The sequence below is a fragment of the Myxococcus sp. XM-1-1-1 genome, assembly GCF_020037095.1.
Classification (GTDB): domain Bacteria; phylum Myxococcota; class Myxococcia; order Myxococcales; family Myxococcaceae; genus Myxococcus; species Myxococcus fulvus.
In genome coordinates this window covers 18,944-36,622 of sequence record NZ_JAIQDH010000037.1, presented here as the reverse complement: position 1 = coordinate 36,622, position 17,679 = coordinate 18,944, and the positions used below count along the sequence as shown (strand labels likewise).

The following is a 17,679-nucleotide window of genomic DNA, read 5'->3' as shown; positions in this document are numbered from 1 at the left end:
GTGGCGGCGCGGGGGACGTCCTTCAGGCGCAGCGGTCGCAGAGGCCGCGCAGCTGCACGTCCACGCTCTTCTGGGCCACCGCGCGCGGCACGCCCTTGGAGGACGCGATGCGGATGGACTCCTCCGGCAGACACGCGACGGTGCCGCAGTCGGTGCAGGTGAAGTGCGGGTGGTTGCCGCTGTGCTCGTCGCCCGAGCGTCGCAGCTCGAAGCGCCACACGTGGTCTCCCAGGTCCGCGCGCACCACCAGCCCGGCCTCCGTGAGGTCCGTGAGGTTGCGGTAGATGGTCACCCGGTCATAGCCCTCGTCACCCAGTGCATCCACCAGGTCGGCGTGGCTCATTGGCGCGGTGGCCGACTCCAGCTCCCGGAGCACCGCCACGCGGGGCGCGGTGCTGCGCAGACCCGACGCGCGGATCCTCTCCTGGAAATCAGCGAGCTTCGGCTGCACGGCGATTCGTTTTGCTCCCATGATGTCTTTTCGCATAACCCATCTGCGGGACACTTTCACCTCGCCCGGAGTACGACGTCCGGCCTCGAGGACTGGAGTGGCTTGCCCGCCGGGTCCCCCCAGACTCCTGGATACGAGAGTGAGCACCAGGAGTCCAGGATACTGGTGCAATCCTTGTGCGTAATGATTCACCGCGCTTCCCGACTTCCGGTCAGTCACGCCTGGACGTCGGTGGACCCCGGATGCGGTGGAGTGGCCACGCCAGCGTCGCGAACCGGCGCGGGGGTGTCCGGCGCACGACAGTTTCCGCCAGGTGTCCCAGGGCCTCCCCGCGCGCGGCGAGGTGTCCGGGAGTCCAGTGATTCCAGGGTGCAGTTGCAACTCATGAGTCACCGGTGACGCGGTGCCCCGAGCACGGCGACCGGGTGGGTGCGGCCGGGCCCGGGCTCGTCGCGATGGCCCCGGCTGAGCGGAGCGGGGGGCCGGGGGGCGGGCGGTGGCGCGGGGGCGGGGTGGCGGGCGGGGCTTCATCTCGTATCTAAGTTGTAAAAGCATCCTAGGTGTTCTTGTCGCAGGCGTCCGCTGGGAAGAGGAGGGGAGGGCCCCCTGGGGTCGCCTGGAGGGCGACGGCGGGTGTTGGACCGGCGAACAGTCCATCCCGCGCTCCTTGACTGGGAGCGATGAGTGCCCACACTTGCGCCTTTGTCGTTCCGTCGGGGCCTCGACAGGCCCTGTTGCTCGTGTCTCCGGGTCCCCCTCGCCGTGACGAAGCCCAGTCTCCTGCTCATCGAAGAAGCCAGTGTGGCCCGGGAGCTCCAGGTGCTCGCGCTGGAGAGCCAGGGATGGCAGGTCGTGGCCCTGGCGGACGTGGCGGCGGCCGCCTCGCTGATGCAGACGCAGCCGGTGTTGCTCGTGGTGGCGGCGGCGGGCGTGCTGGCGGCGGGCAGGGAGGCGCTGGAGGCGTTCCGCGGCGCGCTGGAGGCGGCGTCGGTGGGGCTGTACGTGCGCGCCTTCCCCGCCGAGGAGGAGGTGGTGCGCAGGCTGGCGCTGCCGCTCACCGGCTTCTTCTGGCGGCCCCTGTCCCTGGGCGGGCTGGTGGAGAAGGTCCGACGCGTGGTGCCGGAGGAGGGCCCCCCGGAGGCGCGGCCGCTGGTGCTGGTGGCGGACGACGACCCGGTGTCGCGCAAGCTGTTGCAGTTGATGATGGTGCCCTTCCGCTTCCGGGTGGTGTCCGCGGACGACGGGATGCAGGCGCTGGAGGTCGCGAGGAGGCGGCGGCCCGACGTGGTGCTGGCGGACGCGCTGATGCCGCGCATGGACGGCTACAAGCTGTGCATGGCGCTCAGGCAGGAGTCGCGCTTCGCGCGCGTGCCGCTCATCCTCACGCACGCGCTGACGCCGGACGAGCTGGATTTGCGCATGGCCCACAACGTGGGCGCCAACGGCTTCGTGCGCCGCGCGCAGGACGGGGACGAGCTGGTGGGCGTGCTGCTGCGCGCGCTGAAGGCCGGGCCGCCCACGCCGCTGGGGCCCGCGCCGCCGGTGGGGCCCGCGCTGGAGCTGAACACCGAGGACCACCTGTACCGGATGGTGCGCCAGCTGGAGCGGCGCGTGGGGCTGCTCGAGCAGGCGGAGCGCGGCACGCGCGAGAGCGAGGAGCGCTTCCGCCTGGTGGTGGAGGGCTCCTACGACGGCATCTGGGACTGGGACTTGCGGCGGGGCACGCTGTACTGGAGCCCGCGCCTCCTGGAGATGCTGGGGCTGACGCCCGGGACGTTCGCCGGCACGCACGAGGCCTTCGTGGAGCTGCTCCACCCGGAGGACCGCGCCGGCGTGCTCGCGGCCATGACGGAGCACCTGGAGCGCGGGGCGCCGTACGACGTGGCCTTCCGGCTCCGGCACGCCACGGGCGGCTATCGCTCGTGCGTGGGACGGGGGCGCGCGCTGCGCGACGAGCAGGGCCGGCCGGTGCGCATGGCGGGCATCATCGGCGACGTGACGGAGCAGCTGCGGCTCTACCGCGAGGCGAACGAGGCGGTGCGCGTGCGCGACGACTTCCTCAGCGTGGCGGCGCACGAGCTGAGAACGCCCCTGGCCGCGCTGCGCTTGCGGGTGCAGGGCGCGCAAGGGGCGCTGCGCATGCTGGGCGCGGCCCAGGCGGCGCCGCGGCTGGAGCGCGCGCTGGAGGCCGCGGACCGTCAGGTGCAGCGGATGTCGGACCTGGTGGAGTCGCTCCTGGACGTGTCCCAGGCGCAGGGCGGACCGCCCAGGCTGCAGCTGGAGGTGGTGGACCTGTCCAACGTCGTGCGCGACGCGGTGACGCGCTCGGAGCCGGCCGCGGCGAGAGCGGGGTGTGAGCTGGTGCTCGGGCCCATGCCGCCCACGCCGGGCCGGTGGGACGGCGCCCGGCTGGGGCAGGTGGTGCGCCACCTGTTGTCCAACGCGATGAAGTTCGGCCCGGGCCGCCCCGTGGAGGTGGCGCTGGAGCAGCAGGACGCCACGGCCACGTTGGTGGTGAAGGACCACGGCATCGGCATCTCCCCGGAGCGGGTGGACGGGCTGTTCCGCCGCTTCGAGCGCGCGGTGCCGGTGCGGCACTACGGCGGCCTGGGGCTGGGCCTGTACCGCCTGCGCCGCATCGTCGAGGCGCACGGCGGTCAGGTGTCCGTGGACAGCACGCCCGGCGAGGGCTCCACGTTCCGCGTGCGCCTGCCCCTGGGCGGCCCCCCCGTCGCCCGCGCCTGACTCAGAGCGAGTCGAGGAAGGCCACCAGCGCCTCGCGCTCCTGGCGCGACAGCGCCTTCACCTGCTCGCGCGAGGACTCGGCCTCGCCCCCGTGCCACAGCACGGCCTCCAGCGGCGTGCGCGCCCGTCCGTCATGCAGCAGGCGCGAGTGTCCGCTCACCGTCCGCGTCAGGCCCAGGCCCCACAAGGGCGGAGTGCGCCACTCGCGGCCGCTGGCGAGGAAGTCCGGACGTCCGTCCGCGAGCCCCTCTCCCAGGTCATGCAGCAACAGGTCCGAGTACGGCCAGATGAGCTGCCCGGACAGCTCCGGGTAGCCCTCCAGCGTGCCGGTGGTGACCGACGGCTTGTGGCACCTGGCGCAGCCCACGCGGTGGAACACGGCCTTGCCCTGGAGCACCCGGGCGTCGTCGACGCCCGCGCGCGTGGGGAGCGCCACCGTGTGCGAGTAGAAGTCGAGCGCCGTCAGCTGCCGGTCCGTCACCTCGGGTTCACCGCCGTGGGGCGCCGCGAGGCACACGGCCTGCGCCTGGGTGCACGTGTCCTTTGGAAACAGCGTGGTGGTGAGGCCCAGGTCGCCCAGCAGCGCGGACGCGTTCTGGTGCTCGATGTCCGGCTGGTTCGCCTTCCACCCGAAGCGGCCCAGCGCCACGCGGTTCGTGCGCCCGTTCCACACGCGGTTGACCCGGCCGGACACGCCGTCGCCGTCCGCGTCGTCCGGGTCCGCCCACGCCAGCAGCGTCTCGTTGGGGATGGCCGCCAGCAGGCCCAGGCCCACCATGTTCTGGGCCACGCGCGCGGACATCATCGTGTCCGCCGACAGGGGCCCGTAGGCCAGGTCCGTCAGCACCAGCGTGGGGGACTGGAGCGTGTAGGGCTCGCCGTCCGCGAAGGTGCCAGAGACTTCGGTCCACTCCACCCGTGCCTGTCCCTCCGCGGGCACGCCGGGGATGCCCCGGGGCTGGAGCTGGTCTCCATAGGTGGGCTCGGGCACGGGCTCGCCGTGGGGGCCGGTGCCCGGGATGGACAGGCGCACGAGCAGCGTGTCCGCCACCTCGTCGCCCTCGGGCGGACGGCCGCGGCCGTTGCCCAGGTGGCAGGCGAGACACGAGACGGAGTGGAACAGCGGGCCCAGGCCGTCCCGGTCCTGCTGCGAGGTGCTGGGCGCGCGCACCCAGTCCGCCTCGAAGACGGACTCGCCCACGAAGAACTCGGCGCGCCGGGCCAGGCCGAGGTTGGCCGCCGGCTGGGTGAAGGCGCCCGCGCCCGTCACCGTCACGCTGGTGGCTCCGCCGGGGTGGTCCTCGCCCGCTTCCACCACGTCGAAGCGGGGCGGAGGGGGCGGCTCGGGAGGAGGCGGCTCTAGGGGCGGCTCACCCGGAGGCGTGATGGAGGGCGGGGCCCCGGAGTCACCGCACGCGGCGGCGGCCCCGAGGAGCGCCAACAACAGACCCAGACCGACGGCGTGCTTCACGGCAGGGGGACCGGGATGGGGTCGGTGTAGGACCAGCGGTCGATGACGCCGTCCGGGCCGAGCGAGCCGTTGAGGTTCCAGCCCCAGGCGAACACCGAGCCGTCCTCGCGCACGGCGATGACGTGGGTGGCGCCCATGCCCATGGCCGTCAGCGGCGTCAGCGTCCCGGAGGAGGCGCGCGCCTCCAGCTCGTTCGTCTCCTTGATGCCGATGCCCAGCTGGCCGTTGAAGTTCGAGCCCCAGCCCAACAGCGAGCCGTCCTCGCGGCGCGCGAAGCTGTAGTTGCCGTTGGCGAACACGGCCGTCGCGTCGGTGACGCCCTTCACCTTCACCGGGGTGGCGCTCTCGCCGCCCGCGCTGAGCGCGCCCGTGCCCAGCTGGCCGGTGGCGTCCAGGCCCCACGCGGACACGGTGCCGTCCTTGTGCACCGCGAGGATGTGGTCGCGGCCGTTGGCGATGTCCACCACGTCGGTGATTCCCGGGACCTGGCCAGGCAGCGGGTGGCTGTCACCGTCCACCACGCCCGTGCCCAGGTTGCCGTAGTCGTTGCGGCCCCACACCCAGACGGTGCCGTCGGCCTTGAGCGCCACCGAGTGCATGGAGCCGCCCAGCACCTTCACCACGTTCGTCAGGCCCTGCACCGGCATCGGGTAGCCGCGCGCCACGGTGGTGCCGTCGCCCAGCTGGCCGTTGGCGTTGTTGCCGAAGCTCTGCACCGTGCCGTCCTCCATCAGGATGAGCGCGTGGCGGAAGCCGTTCGCCACCGACACCGCGCCCGTCAGGTTGGGAATCCTCGTCGCCACGTAGCGCGGGGTGACGTCGGGGGTGCCCGGCGTCTCGCCCGAGGGCGGGGTGGACAGGCCCAGCTGGCTGTCGTTGTTCTCGCCCCAGGACCACACGCTGCCGTCGGCCGTCAGCGCCATGGCGAAGTTCTGGTTGAAGGCGATGGCCGTCGCGTTCTCCAGGCCCGGCACCGGCTGGGGTTGGGTCTGGTCCGTGCGCACGTCGTCCCCCAGGCCCAGCTGGCCCCGGTTGTTGCGGCCCCACGTGTACACGCGGCCGTTCTTGAGCGTGCCGCTGTGCAGGCCACCGGCCGAGGCAAGCTGGCCGAAGTGGAACGACACCGCCTGCTCGGCCTCATTGCCCGCCGCGTCCCGGGCGTGCAGCACCACGGTGTTGCGGCCGGCGCGCGGCGTCACCTCGAAGGACACCGGCTCGCCCGCGGTGGCCGGCAGCGTGAGCGCCTGCTCGGTGCCGTCGTTGAGCGTGTACGCAAGCTGGGTCACCGCCACGTTGTCCGTGGCCGTGAACTCCACGTGCATCCGCCGCACCGTGGTGGCCACGCCCTCGCGGGGCGAGCGGACCTGGACCACCGGCGCCTCGTCGAAGCGCAGCGCCAGCGTGCGCTCCGTGCGCGCGCCCGTCTGGTCCACCGCCGCCAGGGTGATGTCGTTGTCGCCCTCCTCCAGGGTCAGCTCCAGCGTGAAGCTCGCGCTCGTGGGCGTGCTCGTCTGGAACTCCACCGCGCGCGGCTCGCCGCCGTTGAGCCGCGCGGTGAGCTCCGCGAGCCTTCCCGGCGCGCTCACCGAGCCTTGCAGCTTCACCTGCGCGCTCTCGGCGCTGGCGCCGGAGACGTGCGAGTGCAGCTGGACGTACGGCGCCACGGGGATGCCGGGCGTGGTCTCCACATCCGACCCACACGCCGCCAGCCACACGGCCGCCAGCGCGAGGACACAGGCTCGGGACTTCATCAGGACTCCTGGTTTGTTGGGTTTTATTGAGATTGATTTGCAGAGTCAGAAAGTGCCCGGGCTCATACCCCTCGCACCTCGGGGCACGCAAGCGGCCGGCGGCTCAATTTGGCGTTTGCTCCCGGGGATTTCCCGAGGGAGAAGCACCTGCCGGAAAGCCGGTGAAGTGCTTCAGCTTCCACGGAGTGGGGCTGAAGTCGGGGTACGCGGAGCTTTGGGGGCAGGGTGCCCATCCACTCGGGAAGCGTGGGGGCGTCCGAGGGCTCGCACTGCGGGTGCCTGTCCCAACGTACGATTGTCGACCACTGGAAGGTGGCGGACGGGGGGCCCCGCCGTTCTCTTTCCCGCCCGGGAAATCGCTCTAGGGTCGCGGCTCGTCTTCAGGGGAATCCATGGCAGAGGTGCTCGTCGTCGATGACAGCAAGGTGATGCGGGACATGGTGGTGGCCTGTCTGAGGCCCTACCCGGGGCTGAACTTCACCCATGCCTCGAGCGGGCTGGAGGCCATCGAGCGGTTGTCGCTGAGCCCGTACGATTTGCTGGTGCTGGACCTGAACATGCCGGACATCGGAGGCATCGAGGTGGTGGAGTTCGTGCGGGGGCAGGACAAGCTGCGCACGCTGCCCATCATCATCGTGACCACGCGGGGGGACGAGGCGTCGCGCGCGCGGGCGCTGGAGGCGGGCGCCAACCGCTTCATGACCAAACCCTTCACCCCCGACGCCATCCTCGCGGAGGCGCGGGGGCTGCTGGAAGAGACGCGGGCTTGACCGCTTCCGTGGACCTCGCGGACTTCCTCCCCGCCTATCTGGCGGAGGTGGAGGAGCTGCTCGACTCGGCGCACCGCCACCTGCTCGCGGTGGAGGCCAGCGCGCGTCGGGGCGCGGCCCACCCCAAGGCCGTGCGGGAGCTGTTCCGGGCGCTGCACACCATCAAGGGCCTGTCCGCCATGGTGGACGTGGAGCCCATCGTCTCCATCTCTCACTGGATGGAGACGTCCCTGCGTCAGGCGGACCAGGCCGGCGGCCGGCTCCCGGAGTCCAGCGTGGAGCCGCTGATGGAGGGCCTGCGCGCGGTGGAGCAGCGCATGCGCCAGCTCGCCTCCGGCAAGCCCGCGGCCCCGGTGCCCTCGGGGCTCCTGGAGCGGCTGGAGGCGCTGGAGGCCTCCGAGACGGCGCCGGCGGCCTCGCGGCCCGTCGCGGTGGTGCTCGACGAGACGCTGGCGCTCGGCGCCAAGCTGACGCCCACCGAGCGCGAGCAGCTCACCGCCACCGCGGGCGGCCGCCGCCCCGTGCGGGTGGACTTCATCCCCGGCGCCGAGCGCGCCGCCAAGGGCGTCACCATCAACAGCGTGCGCGAGCGGCTGGCGGCGCTGGGCGAGCTGGTGAAGGTCGTCCCGCTGTCGGGGCCCGTGCCCGGGGGCGGCTCGCTCACCTTCGTGCTGCTGCTCAGCACCGAGGCCGCGGACGGCGTGTTGATGGACGCCGCCGGGGGCGAGCCCGCCCTGGTGCGCCCGCTGGCCGTCGAGCAGGCCCTGTCGCCCGTGCCCGTGGTGAGCCCGCCCGCGCGGCTGGACGGGGAGCTGGACGAGGAGCCGGAGGAGCTGCGGCGCGGGGGCGGCACCCTGCGGGTGGAGGTGTCCCGGCTGGACGAGGCGCTGGAGCGGCTGGCGGCGCTCGTCGTCAACCGCTCGCGGCTGCAGCGCGCGGTGGCGGACCTGACGGCGGCGGGCGCGCCCACGCGGGAGCTGCGCGCCATCCTCCAGGAGAACTCGCGCCAGCTGCGCGACATGCGCGCGGCGATTCTCCGGCTGCGCATGGTGCGCGTGGGGGACGTGCTGGAGCGGCTGCCCCTCCTGGTGCGCGGGCTGCGCCGGGCCACGGGCAAGGCGGTGCGGCTGGAGCTGGACGTGGGCGACGCGGAGCTGGACAAGGCGGTGGCGGACCGGCTGATGCCCGCGCTGGTGCACCTGGTGCGCAACGCGGTGGACCACGCCCTGGAGTCGCCCGAGGAGCGCCGCATGCTGGGCAAGGCCCCGGAGGGGCTGGTGCGCCTGGCATGTCACGCCCAGGCCAACGGCTTCGTGGAGTTGCTCGTGCGCGACGACGGGCGCGGCGTGGACGGGGCGGCGGTGGCGAAGCGCGCGGGCGCGCCGGCCCCGCGCACGGACGATGATGTGCTGGAGCTCTTGTGCCGGCCGGGCTTCTCCACGCGGGAGTCGGTCACCTCCACCAGCGGGCGCGGGATGGGCATGGACATCGTCCGGCGCATCGTCGTGGACCAGCTGGGCGGGGAGCTGCGCATGGAGACGCGGCCCGGCGTGGGCACCACGTTCCGGCTGCGCGTGCCGCTGACGATTACCCTGCTGGACGCCATCGTCTTCGAGTGCGCCGGCGCGCGCTACGCGGTGGCGGTGTCGTGCGTGGAGGAGCTCTTCGATGTGGACGCCTCCCGCGTGGTGCGTCCCCCGGGGGGCCGGGGCGTGGCCCTGGTGGAGCGGCGGGGACAGGCGGTGCCGCTCGTGTGGCTCGAGCGCCTGCTGGGGCAGGGGACGGCCAGCGCGGCCGACACCGTGCCCGCGCGGGCGCTGCTGGTGCGCCAGCGCGGGGAGCTGGTGGCCTTCGGCGTGGGGCGGCTGCTCGGGCAGCAGGAGATCGTCCTGCGCCCGCTGGAGGACCCGTTGGTGAAGGTGCCTGGCGTGGCGGGCGCCACGGACCTGGGCGATGGACAGCCCACGCTGGTGCTGGACCTGCCCACGCTGGGCGCGTCGCGCCGGCAGGGGGGCGGGGGACGAGAGGAGCGCGCGACATGAGCGTGCTGCATGTGGTGTTCAAGGTGGATGGCGCCGAGTACGTGCTGCCGGCGTCGAACGTCCTCCAGATGGAGTCCTTCAACGGCGCCACGCCCGTGCCGGGCGCGCCCGCGCACGTGGCGGGGCTGGTGCAGGTGCGCGGCCGGGTCATCCCGGTGGTGGACGCGCGGCGCCGCTTCGGCCTGCCGGCGGTGGAGCGCACGCTCGACTCGCGGGTGGTGGTGGGGCAGCTGGGCGCGCGCGTGGTGGGGCTGCTCGTCGACAGCGCGCGCGAGGTGCTGAAGCTGGACCCGGGCCAGTTCAAGCCGCCGCCGCCGCTGGTCACCGAGGGCGCGCAGGGTTTCGTGAAGGCCGTGGCGCAGGTGGGTCCGCGGCTGGTGATGCTCATCGATTTCCCCCGAGTCATCGGGGAGGAGACGCCGGATGGCGACGCAGGACACTGACGCCCCCAAGGGGCAGGACGACGCGCGCGGGCTGGCCGAGCGCCTGACCCGGAGCCTCCGTGAGAGCACCACGCTGCTCCAGGAGCTGGAGGCCATGGCCACGCGCGTGGCCGGCAGCGGCAACGAGCAGGCCGCCGGCACCGAGCAGGTGCGCGCCGCCATCGAATCGGTGGCGACGCACGTGGAGCAGACGGGGCTGGCGGTGCAGTCGCTGGTGCGCACGCAGCGCACGGTGAGCGACTCCTCGCGCCAGCTGCAGCAGGAGTCGGAGGCGACGGCGGGCTCGGTGGAGGAGGTGAGCGCGTCGGTGTCCAACGTGCGCAAGGACGCCGCCCACCTGGCGGCGGAGGCGGACACCACCGCGGCCACGCTGGAGGAGGTGTCCCGCTCGGTGAAGGGCGTCAGCTCCAACGCGGAGGACCTGGCCGCCTCCAGCGAGGAACTGCTCGCGTCCATGACGGAGATGAACGCCACCGTCGCGGACCTGGTGACGCGCAACCAGTCCGGCGCGGCCTCCGCGGAGCAGGTGGGCGCCACCATCGAGGAGATGGCCAAGGGCATCGCCCGGCTGGCCTCGGACGCGCAGGGCGTGGGTGAACGCGCCACGCAGGTCGCCCACGCGGTGGGCCTCTTGGGCCGCTCGCTGGGGGACGTGGCGCGCGACTCCACCTCCATGGCCTCCAGCGTGGAGGAGGTGGCCGCCACCGCGGAGGAGCTGGCGCGCAGCGTGCGCGGCGTGGCGGAGAGCGCGCGCGTGCTGGAGACGCACGCGGCCTCCAACGCCTCCGCCATGGAGGAGGTGGCCGCGAGCGTGGAGGAGGTCGCCGCCACCGCGGAGAAGAACGCCGCCGTGGTGGACGCCAACGCCTCCACCATTGAACAGCTCGCGCGCTCGGCGCAGGCGGTGGCCAAGGCCGCTGAGTCCATCAACGGCCAGGCCGCCTCCGGCGCCTCGGCCTCCACTCAGCTGGAGACCTCCACGCGCCGCGTGGCGCAGATGACGGAGGAGGCCCGCGCCACCGCGGACCGGGTGGGCACCATCGCCCGCGAGGGCGGCGCCACGGTGGGGCGCTCCATGGCGGGCTTCGGCCGCATCCGTCAGTCCATCGTCGAGTCGTCGGGCGTGATGAAGGAGATGGCCAAGCGCGCCGAGGAGATTGGCGACATCGTCCAGACCATCAACCTCATCGCCGACCGCACCAACCTCCTGTCCCTCAATGCGAGCATCGAGGCGGCGCGCGCCGGGGAGCACGGCCGGGGCTTCGCGGTGGTGGCGGAGGAGATTCGCGCGCTGGCGGACCGGGCGGCGGCGGCCAGCTCGGACGTGGCGAAAATCGTGCGCGGGCTCCAGACGACGGCGCGCGAGGCGGCGGCCGCCACGGGCGAGGGCATGCGCGCCGCGGACGAGGGCTCGGCGCTGGCCTCCGAGGCGGAGAAGGCGCTGACCACCATCCTCAAGGGCGTGGATGACCTGGGGCAGAACGTACGCGAGGTGAGCCGCGCCACCGGGGAGCAGGTGCAGGCGGCGCAGGCGCTGGCGCAGGGCAACGTGCGGATGAGCGAGCAGGGCCGCGTCATCGCCGCGTCCGCCGCGGAGCAGGCCCAGGCGGCGCAGTCCCTGTCGCAGGGCGGCTCGGAGATGCGGCGCATGGCCCGGCAGACGATGCAGGCCTCCGGGGAGCAGGCGCGCGCGCTGCGCGACGTGGTGCGCGCCAACGGGCAGCTCGCGGAGGTGTCCCAGAAGGTGGCGCGCGCGGTGCAGGAGCAGGCCGCGGCGTCGACGGACCTGTCCAAGGCCGCGGCGCAGATGCGCCAGCTGGTGCAGACCGTCAGCAACGTGGTGGGCACGCAGAGCAAGGAGGTCACGGGCGTGAGCGCGCTGGCGCAGGACATGGCCAGCACCACGCAGCGCACGCTGGCGGGCCTGGCCGAGCAGGCCAAGGCGGCGGCGGAGGTGACGCGGGCCATGGACGCCACGCGCAAGGAGGTGGCCCAGTCCGCGCGCGGCATGGCGGAGCAGGCGCGCGCGCTCAAGCAGGGCGAGGCGGCCAGCCGCCAGGTGGCGCAGCTGGCGGGCGCGGTGACGCGGGCCACCGACGAGCAGGCCCAGGCGCTCGTCGCGCTGGTGAAGGGCGCGGACGAGGTGCGCCGGGTGGCCAAGAGCACGGCGCGCGCGCTGGACGAGCAGTCGGAGGTGCTCGGTTCGCTGGCGGTGTCCGCGCAGCGGCAGGCCACCGGCATCGCCTCCGTGGCGCGCGCCAGCGCGGAGGCCACCCAGGTGACGGAGGGGCTGGCCCGGGGCGTGGAGGAGATGCGCACGCGGGCGCGGGAAATCACCGTCACCACCGCGCAGCAGGTCCGCGCCGTGGCGGGCAACGCGGCCGAGGTGCGCGAGGTGTCCAACCGCCTGGGGCAGCTGTCGCGACTGCAGGCGGAGCAATGGGAGAGCCTGTCCCGGATGGGGGGCGTGAAGCCCTCCGAACCGGCGGGCGTCGAGTCGACGAGGGAGCGGCAGGCATGACGGCGACGATGTCTTCGGCGGTGGGCGCCTCGCCCCTGTTCCTCTCCGCGGAGGACCGGGCGCAGGTGGACGCGGTGGAGCAGCTGGCGCGCGGCGGCGCGGACAACCTGGCGCGGCTGGTGGCCGGGCTGGACACGCCGAGTTGGGCGGTGCGCCGCGCCGTCGTCGCGGCCCTGGCCCGGCTGGGCACCCAGGCGGTGCCGCCCCTGTGCGAGGTGCTCAGGAGCCGCCGCGACAGCGAGGCGCGGCTGGCCGCGGCGGTGGAGGCGCTGGTGGCCTCCACGGGCGCGGTGGAGGAGTCGCTCGAGGTGCTGGCGGACAGCCCCGTCGCCGCCATCGTCTGTGACGCGGCCCAGGTGCTGGGCCGCAGGCGCAGCCGGCGCTCGGTGCCGCTGCTCGCCCGGCTCACGGTGCATCCGGACGACAACGTCGCGGTGGCGGCGATTGAAGCGCTGGGCCGCATCGGCGGCGGCGCGGCGGTGGACGCGTTGCTGGCGGCCCTGGGCAGCGGCAACTTCTTCCGCATCTTCCCCGCCATCGACGTGCTGGGCCGCTGCGGCGACCCGACGGTGGTGCCCGCGCTGCTGGGCCTGCTCGCGGACCCCTTCTATTCGCTGGAGGCCGCCAGGGCGCTGGGCCGCACGGGCCAGGACGCGGCGGTGCCCGCGCTGGTGGGGCTCTTGCGCCGGGGCAACGACAGCCTGGTGCGCGTGGTGGCGGTGGCGCTGGTGGACATCCACGAGGCGCAGGTGCAGCGCTTCGGCGGCGCGCGCGCGGTGCAGGCGGCGCTGCGCTCCGGCGGGGACCTGTCCGTGCTGGGCCGCAAGCTGGCGCAGGCCATCAGCACCGCGGACTCCGCGGAGCGCGCCGCGCTGGCGCGGCTGCTCGGCTGGATTGGGGGCCAGGACGCGGCGGCGGGGCTCTTGCGCCTGCTCGACGCGCCGGACCCGACGGTGGCGCGCGCGGCGGCGGCGGCCCTGGCGGAGCTGGGCTCGGACGCGGACGAGCAGATCCTGCAGGCGCTGCGCGACGGGGACAGCGCCCGGCGCCGGGTGCTCCTGCCGCTGGTGGGGCGCCGCGTGGCGTCCGTGCCGGAGGTGCTGGTGTGCCTGGAGGACCGGGACGCGTCGGTGCGCGCCATGGCGGCGGACACGCTGTCGCGCATCGGCGACGCGTCCGCGGTGGGCGCGCTCTTCGAGCGCCTGGTGGACGACGACCCGCGCGTGGTGCAGGCCGCCACGGGCGCCATCCAGTCGCTGGGCAGCGACGACACGGAGGCGCTGGCGCTCCAGGCGGCGCGCTCTCCGGACGCGCGGCTGCGCCGGGCGGCGCTGCGCATCATCTCCTACTTCGGCTATCCGCGCGGGCTGGAGGTGCTGTTGTCGGCCATGCGCGACTCGGACGAGCGGCTGCGCGACGCGGCCATCTACGGCCTGCCCTTCATCGAGGACCCGCGCGCGGTGGACGCGCTGCTCACGGCGGCCACGCACGAGTCGGAGCGCACGCGCGCGGCGGCCATGCGCGCCCTGGGACAGACGCAGAAGGAGGCCCGCATCACCAGCATGCTGCTGGGAGGCCTCAATGATCGCGACCCGTGGGTGCGCTACTACGCGTGCCAGTCGCTGGGGAAGCTCAACGAGGAGGCCGCCGCGGACGCCATCGTCGCGCTGGCGGACGACGACGCGGGCCAGGTGCGCGTGGCCGTGGTGGACGCGCTGGCCCACATGCACACGGAGAGCGCCATGACGGCGCTGCGGCGCGCGGCGGCCAGCGCGGACGCGGACGTGCGGCGCGCGGCGCTCCTGGGCCTGGGCGTGGCGCGCCGGCAGGACGCGCTGCCGGTGCTCCTGGAGGCCGCCTCGTCCGAGGACGCGGCCACGCGCCTGGTCGCCCTGTCCGCGGTGGCCGAGTACGAGGCCCCGGAGACCCTGCCCGCGCTCCTGCGCGCCGCCAGCGACCGGGACGACAGCGTGCGCAGCGCGGCGGTGGGCTTCCTGGCCACGCGGCCGGGCATCCCCTCCACCCAGGCGCTGGTGTCGCTGCTGGGAGATTTGACGGTGCGCGAGCGGGTGGTGAGCGCGCTGGCCCTGCCCATGGAGGGACGGCTGCCGGGGCTGCTCGCCGCGCTGGACGCCGCGGACGAGGTGACGGCGCCGCTGCTGGTGGCGGCGCTGGCGCGCATGCGCCGGGCGGACGCGCGCGCGGGCCTGCTCCAGGCGCTGGAGACGGCCAGCCCCTCGGGGCGCCGCGCGGCGGTGCCCGCGGTGGGGGCGCTGGGCACGGTGGAGGCGCGCGACGCGCTGGAGCGCGCCTCGCTCCGGGACGAGGACGAGGAAGTGCGCCGCGCCTGTCTCGTGGCGCTGGGGCGGTGACAAGGACGCCATGCCTTCGTTGCCGATGTCTCCCCAGGTGTTCGCCATCCTCGCGGCGCTCATCGAGCAGCGCGCCGGGCTGCACTACTCGCCCGAGGACCGGGAGTTGATGGCGGACAAGGTGTCGGACCGCGCGCTGGAGGCGGGGTTCGACTCGTTGCTCGACTACTACTACTTCCTTCGCTACGACCCGGCGGGCGCCGAGGCGCTGGACGCGCTGGTGGACTCGCTGCTGGTCCACGAGACGTACTTCTTCCGCGAGGCCCAGCCCCTGCAGGTGCTGGTGGAGGACGTGCTGGTGCCCCTGGCGAAGCAGGGGCGCAAGCCGCGCGTCTGGTGCGCGGCGTGCTCCACCGGCGAGGAGCCCCTGACGCTGGCCATGATGCTGGCGGACCGCGGCGCGCTGGCCGGCGTGGAAATCGTCGCCAGCGACTTGAGCTCCCGGGTCCTGGAGCGCGCGCGCGCGGGGGACCACAACCTGCGCTCGCTGCGCGCCCTGCCTCCGGGCGTGGAGGGGCGCTGGCTGGAGCGCGGCGTGGAGGGGCGCGTGCGGGTGAAGCCGGAGCTGGTGGACAGGGTGCAGTGGATGCGCGTCAACCTGGTGGACGAGGCCGCGGTGGCGCGGCTGGGCGCCTTCGACGCCATCCTCTGCCGCAACGTGCTCATCTACTTCCAGGACGCCACGGCGCGCCGGGTGGTGGAGTCGCTGGCGAGCGCGCTCAAGCCCCACGGCCAGCTGCTGGTGGGCACCTCCGAGTCGCTCATGCGCTTCGGCACCGCGCTCTGCTGCGAGGAGCGCCGGGGCGTCTTCTTCTACAACAAGGCGGACACATGATGACCCCGGCCCCCATCCGCGTGCTGGTGGTCGACGACTCGGCCTTCGCGCGCAAGGTGCTCAAGCAGGTGCTGTCCAACGCGCCGGACATCCAGGTGGTGGACACCGCCCGGGACGGCCTGGACGCACTGGAGAAGGTGGCGGAGCTGTCGCCGGACGTGCTCACGCTGGACCTGGTGATGCCCAACCTGGACGGGCTGGGCGTGCTGCGCGCCCTGTCCTCCATGGAGCTCGCGCCGCGCGTCGTCGTGGTCAGCAGCGCGGGCGAGGAGAGCGAGCTGGCGGTGGCGGCCCTCCAGAACGGCGCGGTGGAGCTGGTGCACAAGCCCACCGCGCTGGCCACGGACCGGCTCTACGAGCTGGGCGCGGAGCTGGTGGAGAAGGTGCGCATCGCGGCCCGCGCCGCCCGGCGCCCCGTGGCCTCGCCCGTGGCCCCCTCGTCCTTCGCGTCCCCGGACGCGCTCCCGCCCGCCCGGCAGCTGGTGGTGGTGGGGACCTCCACGGGCGGCCCGCAGGCCCTGACGAAGCTGCTGTCGGAGCTGCCCGCGGACTTCCCCGCGCCCATGGCGCTCGCGCTGCACATCCCCCCCGGCTACACGGAGGCGGTGGCGCGGCGGCTGGACGCGCTGTGTCCGCTGGAGGTGCGCGAGGCGGAGGACGGCATGGAGCTGTTCCCCGGGCGCGTCGTGCTCGCCCGCGCCGGCCAGCACCTCAAGGTGGAGCGTCACGGCGCGCTCAGCCTGGTGCGCCTGGACCGTCACCCCCTGCGCATGCCCCACCACCCCTCCGTGGACGTGCTCTTCCAGAGCGCCGCCCGCGTCTGGGGCAAGGACACGGTGGGCGTGGTGCTCACCGGAATGGGAGACGACGGCCGCGACGGCGCGCGCGCCATCCGCGAGGCGGGCGGCGTGGTGCTCACCGAGTCGGAGAGCTCCTGCGTCGTCTACGGCATGCCCCGCGCCGTCGACGATGCGGGCCTGGCCACCGCGAGCGCGCCCCTGGGCGGCATGGTGGAGCTCCTGCGCTCGCACCTGCGCTGAAATCCCTGGAAGCGCGGGTGGGGAGAGCGTCGCCCGCTCTCCTACACGGCGAGGGGGAGAGGGAGGCCCCGCTGGAGGGCGAGCGATAGATTTGGGCCTTCACTGTGGCGTAAGGCACACTGCGCGCCATGCTCCGTTACAGCGCCGACATCCGCACCCTCCTCTGGTGCCTGGCGATGCCCGTGGTGGCCCTCACGATGTTCTGGGACCCCGGGCTCATCCCCTACCTGTGCCCGCTGGCGTGCTACCTGGCGCTGTCGGCGGGTGTCATCGCCCACAACCACAATCACTGCCCCACCTTCCGCAACCGGAAGATGAACGAGGCGATGGGCATGTGGCTGTCGCTGTTCTACGGCTACCCGACCTTCGTGTGGATTCCGACGCACAACCTGAACCACCACAAGTTCGTGAACAAGGCGGGCGACGCCACCATCACCTGGCGCTACTCGAAGAAGCACAACTTCCTCGTCGCCTTCTTCTTCCCCTTCGTCTCCACCTACTGGCAGCAGGAGCCCACCAAGGCCTTCATCGACAAGGCCCGCGCGCGCAACCCCGCCCTGTTCCGCCAGATTGTCCTCCAGTACGTCGTCTGGGGCGGCACCCACGCGGCGCTCGTCGCGCTGGCCATCTACCTGCACGGCATCGGTGGTGGCCTGCGCGTCTGGGCCTTCGCGTTCCTGATTCCGGCGTTCTTCTCGCTGTGGACCATCATGTTCTTCAACTACATCCAGCACGTCCACGCGGACCCCTGGAGCGAGCACGACCACAGCCGCAGCTTCACCGGCCGCCTCATCAACTTCTTCCTCTTCAACAACGGGCTGCACGCGGTGCACCACGAGACGCCGGGGCTGCACTGGAGCCTGTTGCCCCAGGCGCACGCGAAGATTGCCGCCTCCATCGACCCCCGGCTCAAGCCGGTGAGCTTCTTCGGCTGGTGCTTCCGCTCCTACGTGCTGGCGCCGCTGTTCCCCCGCTTCGGCACCACCCAGGTCGGCCGCGCGCCCTATGACCCGCCCCAGGGCGGCGCCGTGGACGTGTCCTTCGGCGACGAGCTGCAGGCGGTGGACTCGGGCGTGAACGTCGCCCGCGTCTGACGTCGCCCGCACCGAAAGGTCGGGCTGATTCTCTCTGTCCTGTATTCCTCACCTCTCCCTGGAATCCGACCAGGGGGAGTATTCACCGTGTGGCTGTTTCCCATATCTCGCCAACAACGCGAGTGGCGGGGCCGGGGGGAACCA

At 73.4% G+C, this 17,679-nt stretch carries 12 protein-coding genes; 9 read left to right on the top strand and 3 right to left on the bottom strand.

Features of this window, described 5'->3' with window-relative positions; translation table 11 throughout:
- Window positions 1-22: 22 nt before the first annotated feature.
- The gene (locus tag K8640_RS40205) at window positions 23-472 is read right to left on the bottom strand and encodes a Fur family transcriptional regulator (protein WP_141332778.1); all 450 of its coding nucleotides are present in this window, start codon (window positions 470-472) and stop codon (window positions 23-25) included.
- A gap of 741 nt (window positions 473-1,213) precedes the next feature.
- Between K8640_RS40205 and K8640_RS40200 the strand changes: the two genes are divergently transcribed.
- Window positions 1,214-3,196, top strand: coding sequence for an ATP-binding protein (locus tag K8640_RS40200; RefSeq protein WP_223751911.1), 1,983 nt, complete (start codon window positions 1,214-1,216; stop codon window positions 3,194-3,196).
- Window position 3,197: 1 nt separating this feature from the next.
- On the opposite strand, the gene K8640_RS40195 is transcribed toward K8640_RS40200, so the two are convergent.
- Both K8640_RS40195 and K8640_RS40190 read right to left on the bottom strand, forming a co-directional pair.
- Entirely contained in the window at window positions 3,198-4,667 is a 1,470-nt protein-coding gene (locus K8640_RS40195) for a di-heme oxidoredictase family protein (protein WP_223751910.1), read from the bottom strand.
- A complete protein-coding gene (locus K8640_RS40190) occupies window positions 4,664-6,418 on the bottom strand; it encodes a chromosome condensation regulator RCC1 (protein ID WP_223751909.1) in 1,755 nt (584 codons plus the stop codon). The genes K8640_RS40195 and K8640_RS40190 overlap by 4 nt, the downstream gene beginning before the upstream one ends.
- Window positions 6,419-6,810: 392 nt before the next feature.
- On the opposite strand from K8640_RS40190, the gene K8640_RS40185 reads away from it, so the two are divergent.
- The 8 genes from K8640_RS40185 to K8640_RS40150 all read left to right on the top strand — a co-directional run bounded on the left by K8640_RS40185 (window position 6,811) and on the right by K8640_RS40150 (window position 17,535).
- On the top strand, window positions 6,811-7,188 hold the full coding sequence (locus K8640_RS40185; protein WP_141330663.1) for a response regulator: 378 nt from the start codon (window positions 6,811-6,813) through the stop codon (window positions 7,186-7,188).
- The gene (locus K8640_RS40180; protein ID WP_223751908.1) at window positions 7,185-9,230 is read left to right on the top strand and encodes a chemotaxis protein CheA; all 2,046 of its coding nucleotides are present in this window, start codon (window positions 7,185-7,187) and stop codon (window positions 9,228-9,230) included. Before K8640_RS40185 ends, K8640_RS40180 begins: the two co-directional genes overlap by 4 nt.
- Window positions 9,227-9,673, top strand: coding sequence for a chemotaxis protein CheW (locus K8640_RS40175; RefSeq protein ID WP_141330659.1), 447 nt, complete (start codon window positions 9,227-9,229; stop codon window positions 9,671-9,673). The genes K8640_RS40180 and K8640_RS40175 overlap by 4 nt, the downstream gene beginning before the upstream one ends.
- On the top strand, window positions 9,654-12,194 hold the full coding sequence (locus tag K8640_RS40170) for a methyl-accepting chemotaxis protein (protein WP_223751907.1): 2,541 nt from the start codon (window positions 9,654-9,656) through the stop codon (window positions 12,192-12,194). Before K8640_RS40175 ends, K8640_RS40170 begins: the two co-directional genes overlap by 20 nt.
- On the top strand, window positions 12,191-14,566 hold the full coding sequence (locus tag K8640_RS40165) for a HEAT repeat domain-containing protein (RefSeq protein WP_223751906.1): 2,376 nt from the start codon (window positions 12,191-12,193) through the stop codon (window positions 14,564-14,566). Before K8640_RS40170 ends, K8640_RS40165 begins: the two co-directional genes overlap by 4 nt.
- A gap of 10 nt (window positions 14,567-14,576) precedes the next feature.
- Window positions 14,577-15,401, top strand: a complete 825-nt coding sequence (locus tag K8640_RS40160; RefSeq protein ID WP_223751905.1) for a protein-glutamate O-methyltransferase CheR — start codon at window positions 14,577-14,579, stop codon at window positions 15,399-15,401.
- On the top strand, window positions 15,398-16,441 hold the full coding sequence (gene cheB, locus K8640_RS40155) for a chemotaxis-specific protein-glutamate methyltransferase CheB (protein ID WP_223751904.1): 1,044 nt from the start codon (window positions 15,398-15,400) through the stop codon (window positions 16,439-16,441). The genes K8640_RS40160 and cheB overlap by 4 nt, the downstream gene beginning before the upstream one ends.
- A gap of 128 nt (window positions 16,442-16,569) precedes the next feature.
- Entirely contained in the window at window positions 16,570-17,535 is a 966-nt protein-coding gene (locus K8640_RS40150; protein WP_223751903.1) for a fatty acid desaturase, read from the top strand.
- Window positions 17,536-17,679 lie beyond the last annotated feature (144 nt).

Excerpts from the sequence above, each read along its gene's own strand:
- cheB (WP_223751904.1), top strand. The coding sequence starts at position 15,398 with ATGATGACCCCGGCCCCCATCCGCGTGCTGGTGGTCGACGACTCGGCC.
- K8640_RS40205 (WP_141332778.1), bottom strand. The coding sequence starts at position 472 with ATGGGAGCAAAACGAATCGCCGTGCAGCCGAAGCTCGCTGATTTCCAG.
- K8640_RS40170 (WP_223751907.1), top strand. The coding sequence starts at position 9,654 with ATGGCGACGCAGGACACTGACGCCCCCAAGGGGCAGGACGACGCGCGC.
- K8640_RS40175 (WP_141330659.1), top strand. The coding sequence starts at position 9,227 with ATGAGCGTGCTGCATGTGGTGTTCAAGGTGGATGGCGCCGAGTACGTG.
- K8640_RS40160 (WP_223751905.1), top strand. The coding sequence starts at position 14,577 with ATGCCTTCGTTGCCGATGTCTCCCCAGGTGTTCGCCATCCTCGCGGCG.
- K8640_RS40185 (WP_141330663.1), top strand. The coding sequence starts at position 6,811 with ATGGCAGAGGTGCTCGTCGTCGATGACAGCAAGGTGATGCGGGACATG.
- K8640_RS40165 (WP_223751906.1), top strand. The coding sequence starts at position 12,191 with ATGACGGCGACGATGTCTTCGGCGGTGGGCGCCTCGCCCCTGTTCCTC.
- K8640_RS40150 (WP_223751903.1), top strand. The coding sequence starts at position 16,570 with ATGCTCCGTTACAGCGCCGACATCCGCACCCTCCTCTGGTGCCTGGCG.
- K8640_RS40190 (WP_223751909.1), bottom strand. The coding sequence starts at position 6,418 with ATGAAGTCCCGAGCCTGTGTCCTCGCGCTGGCGGCCGTGTGGCTGGCG.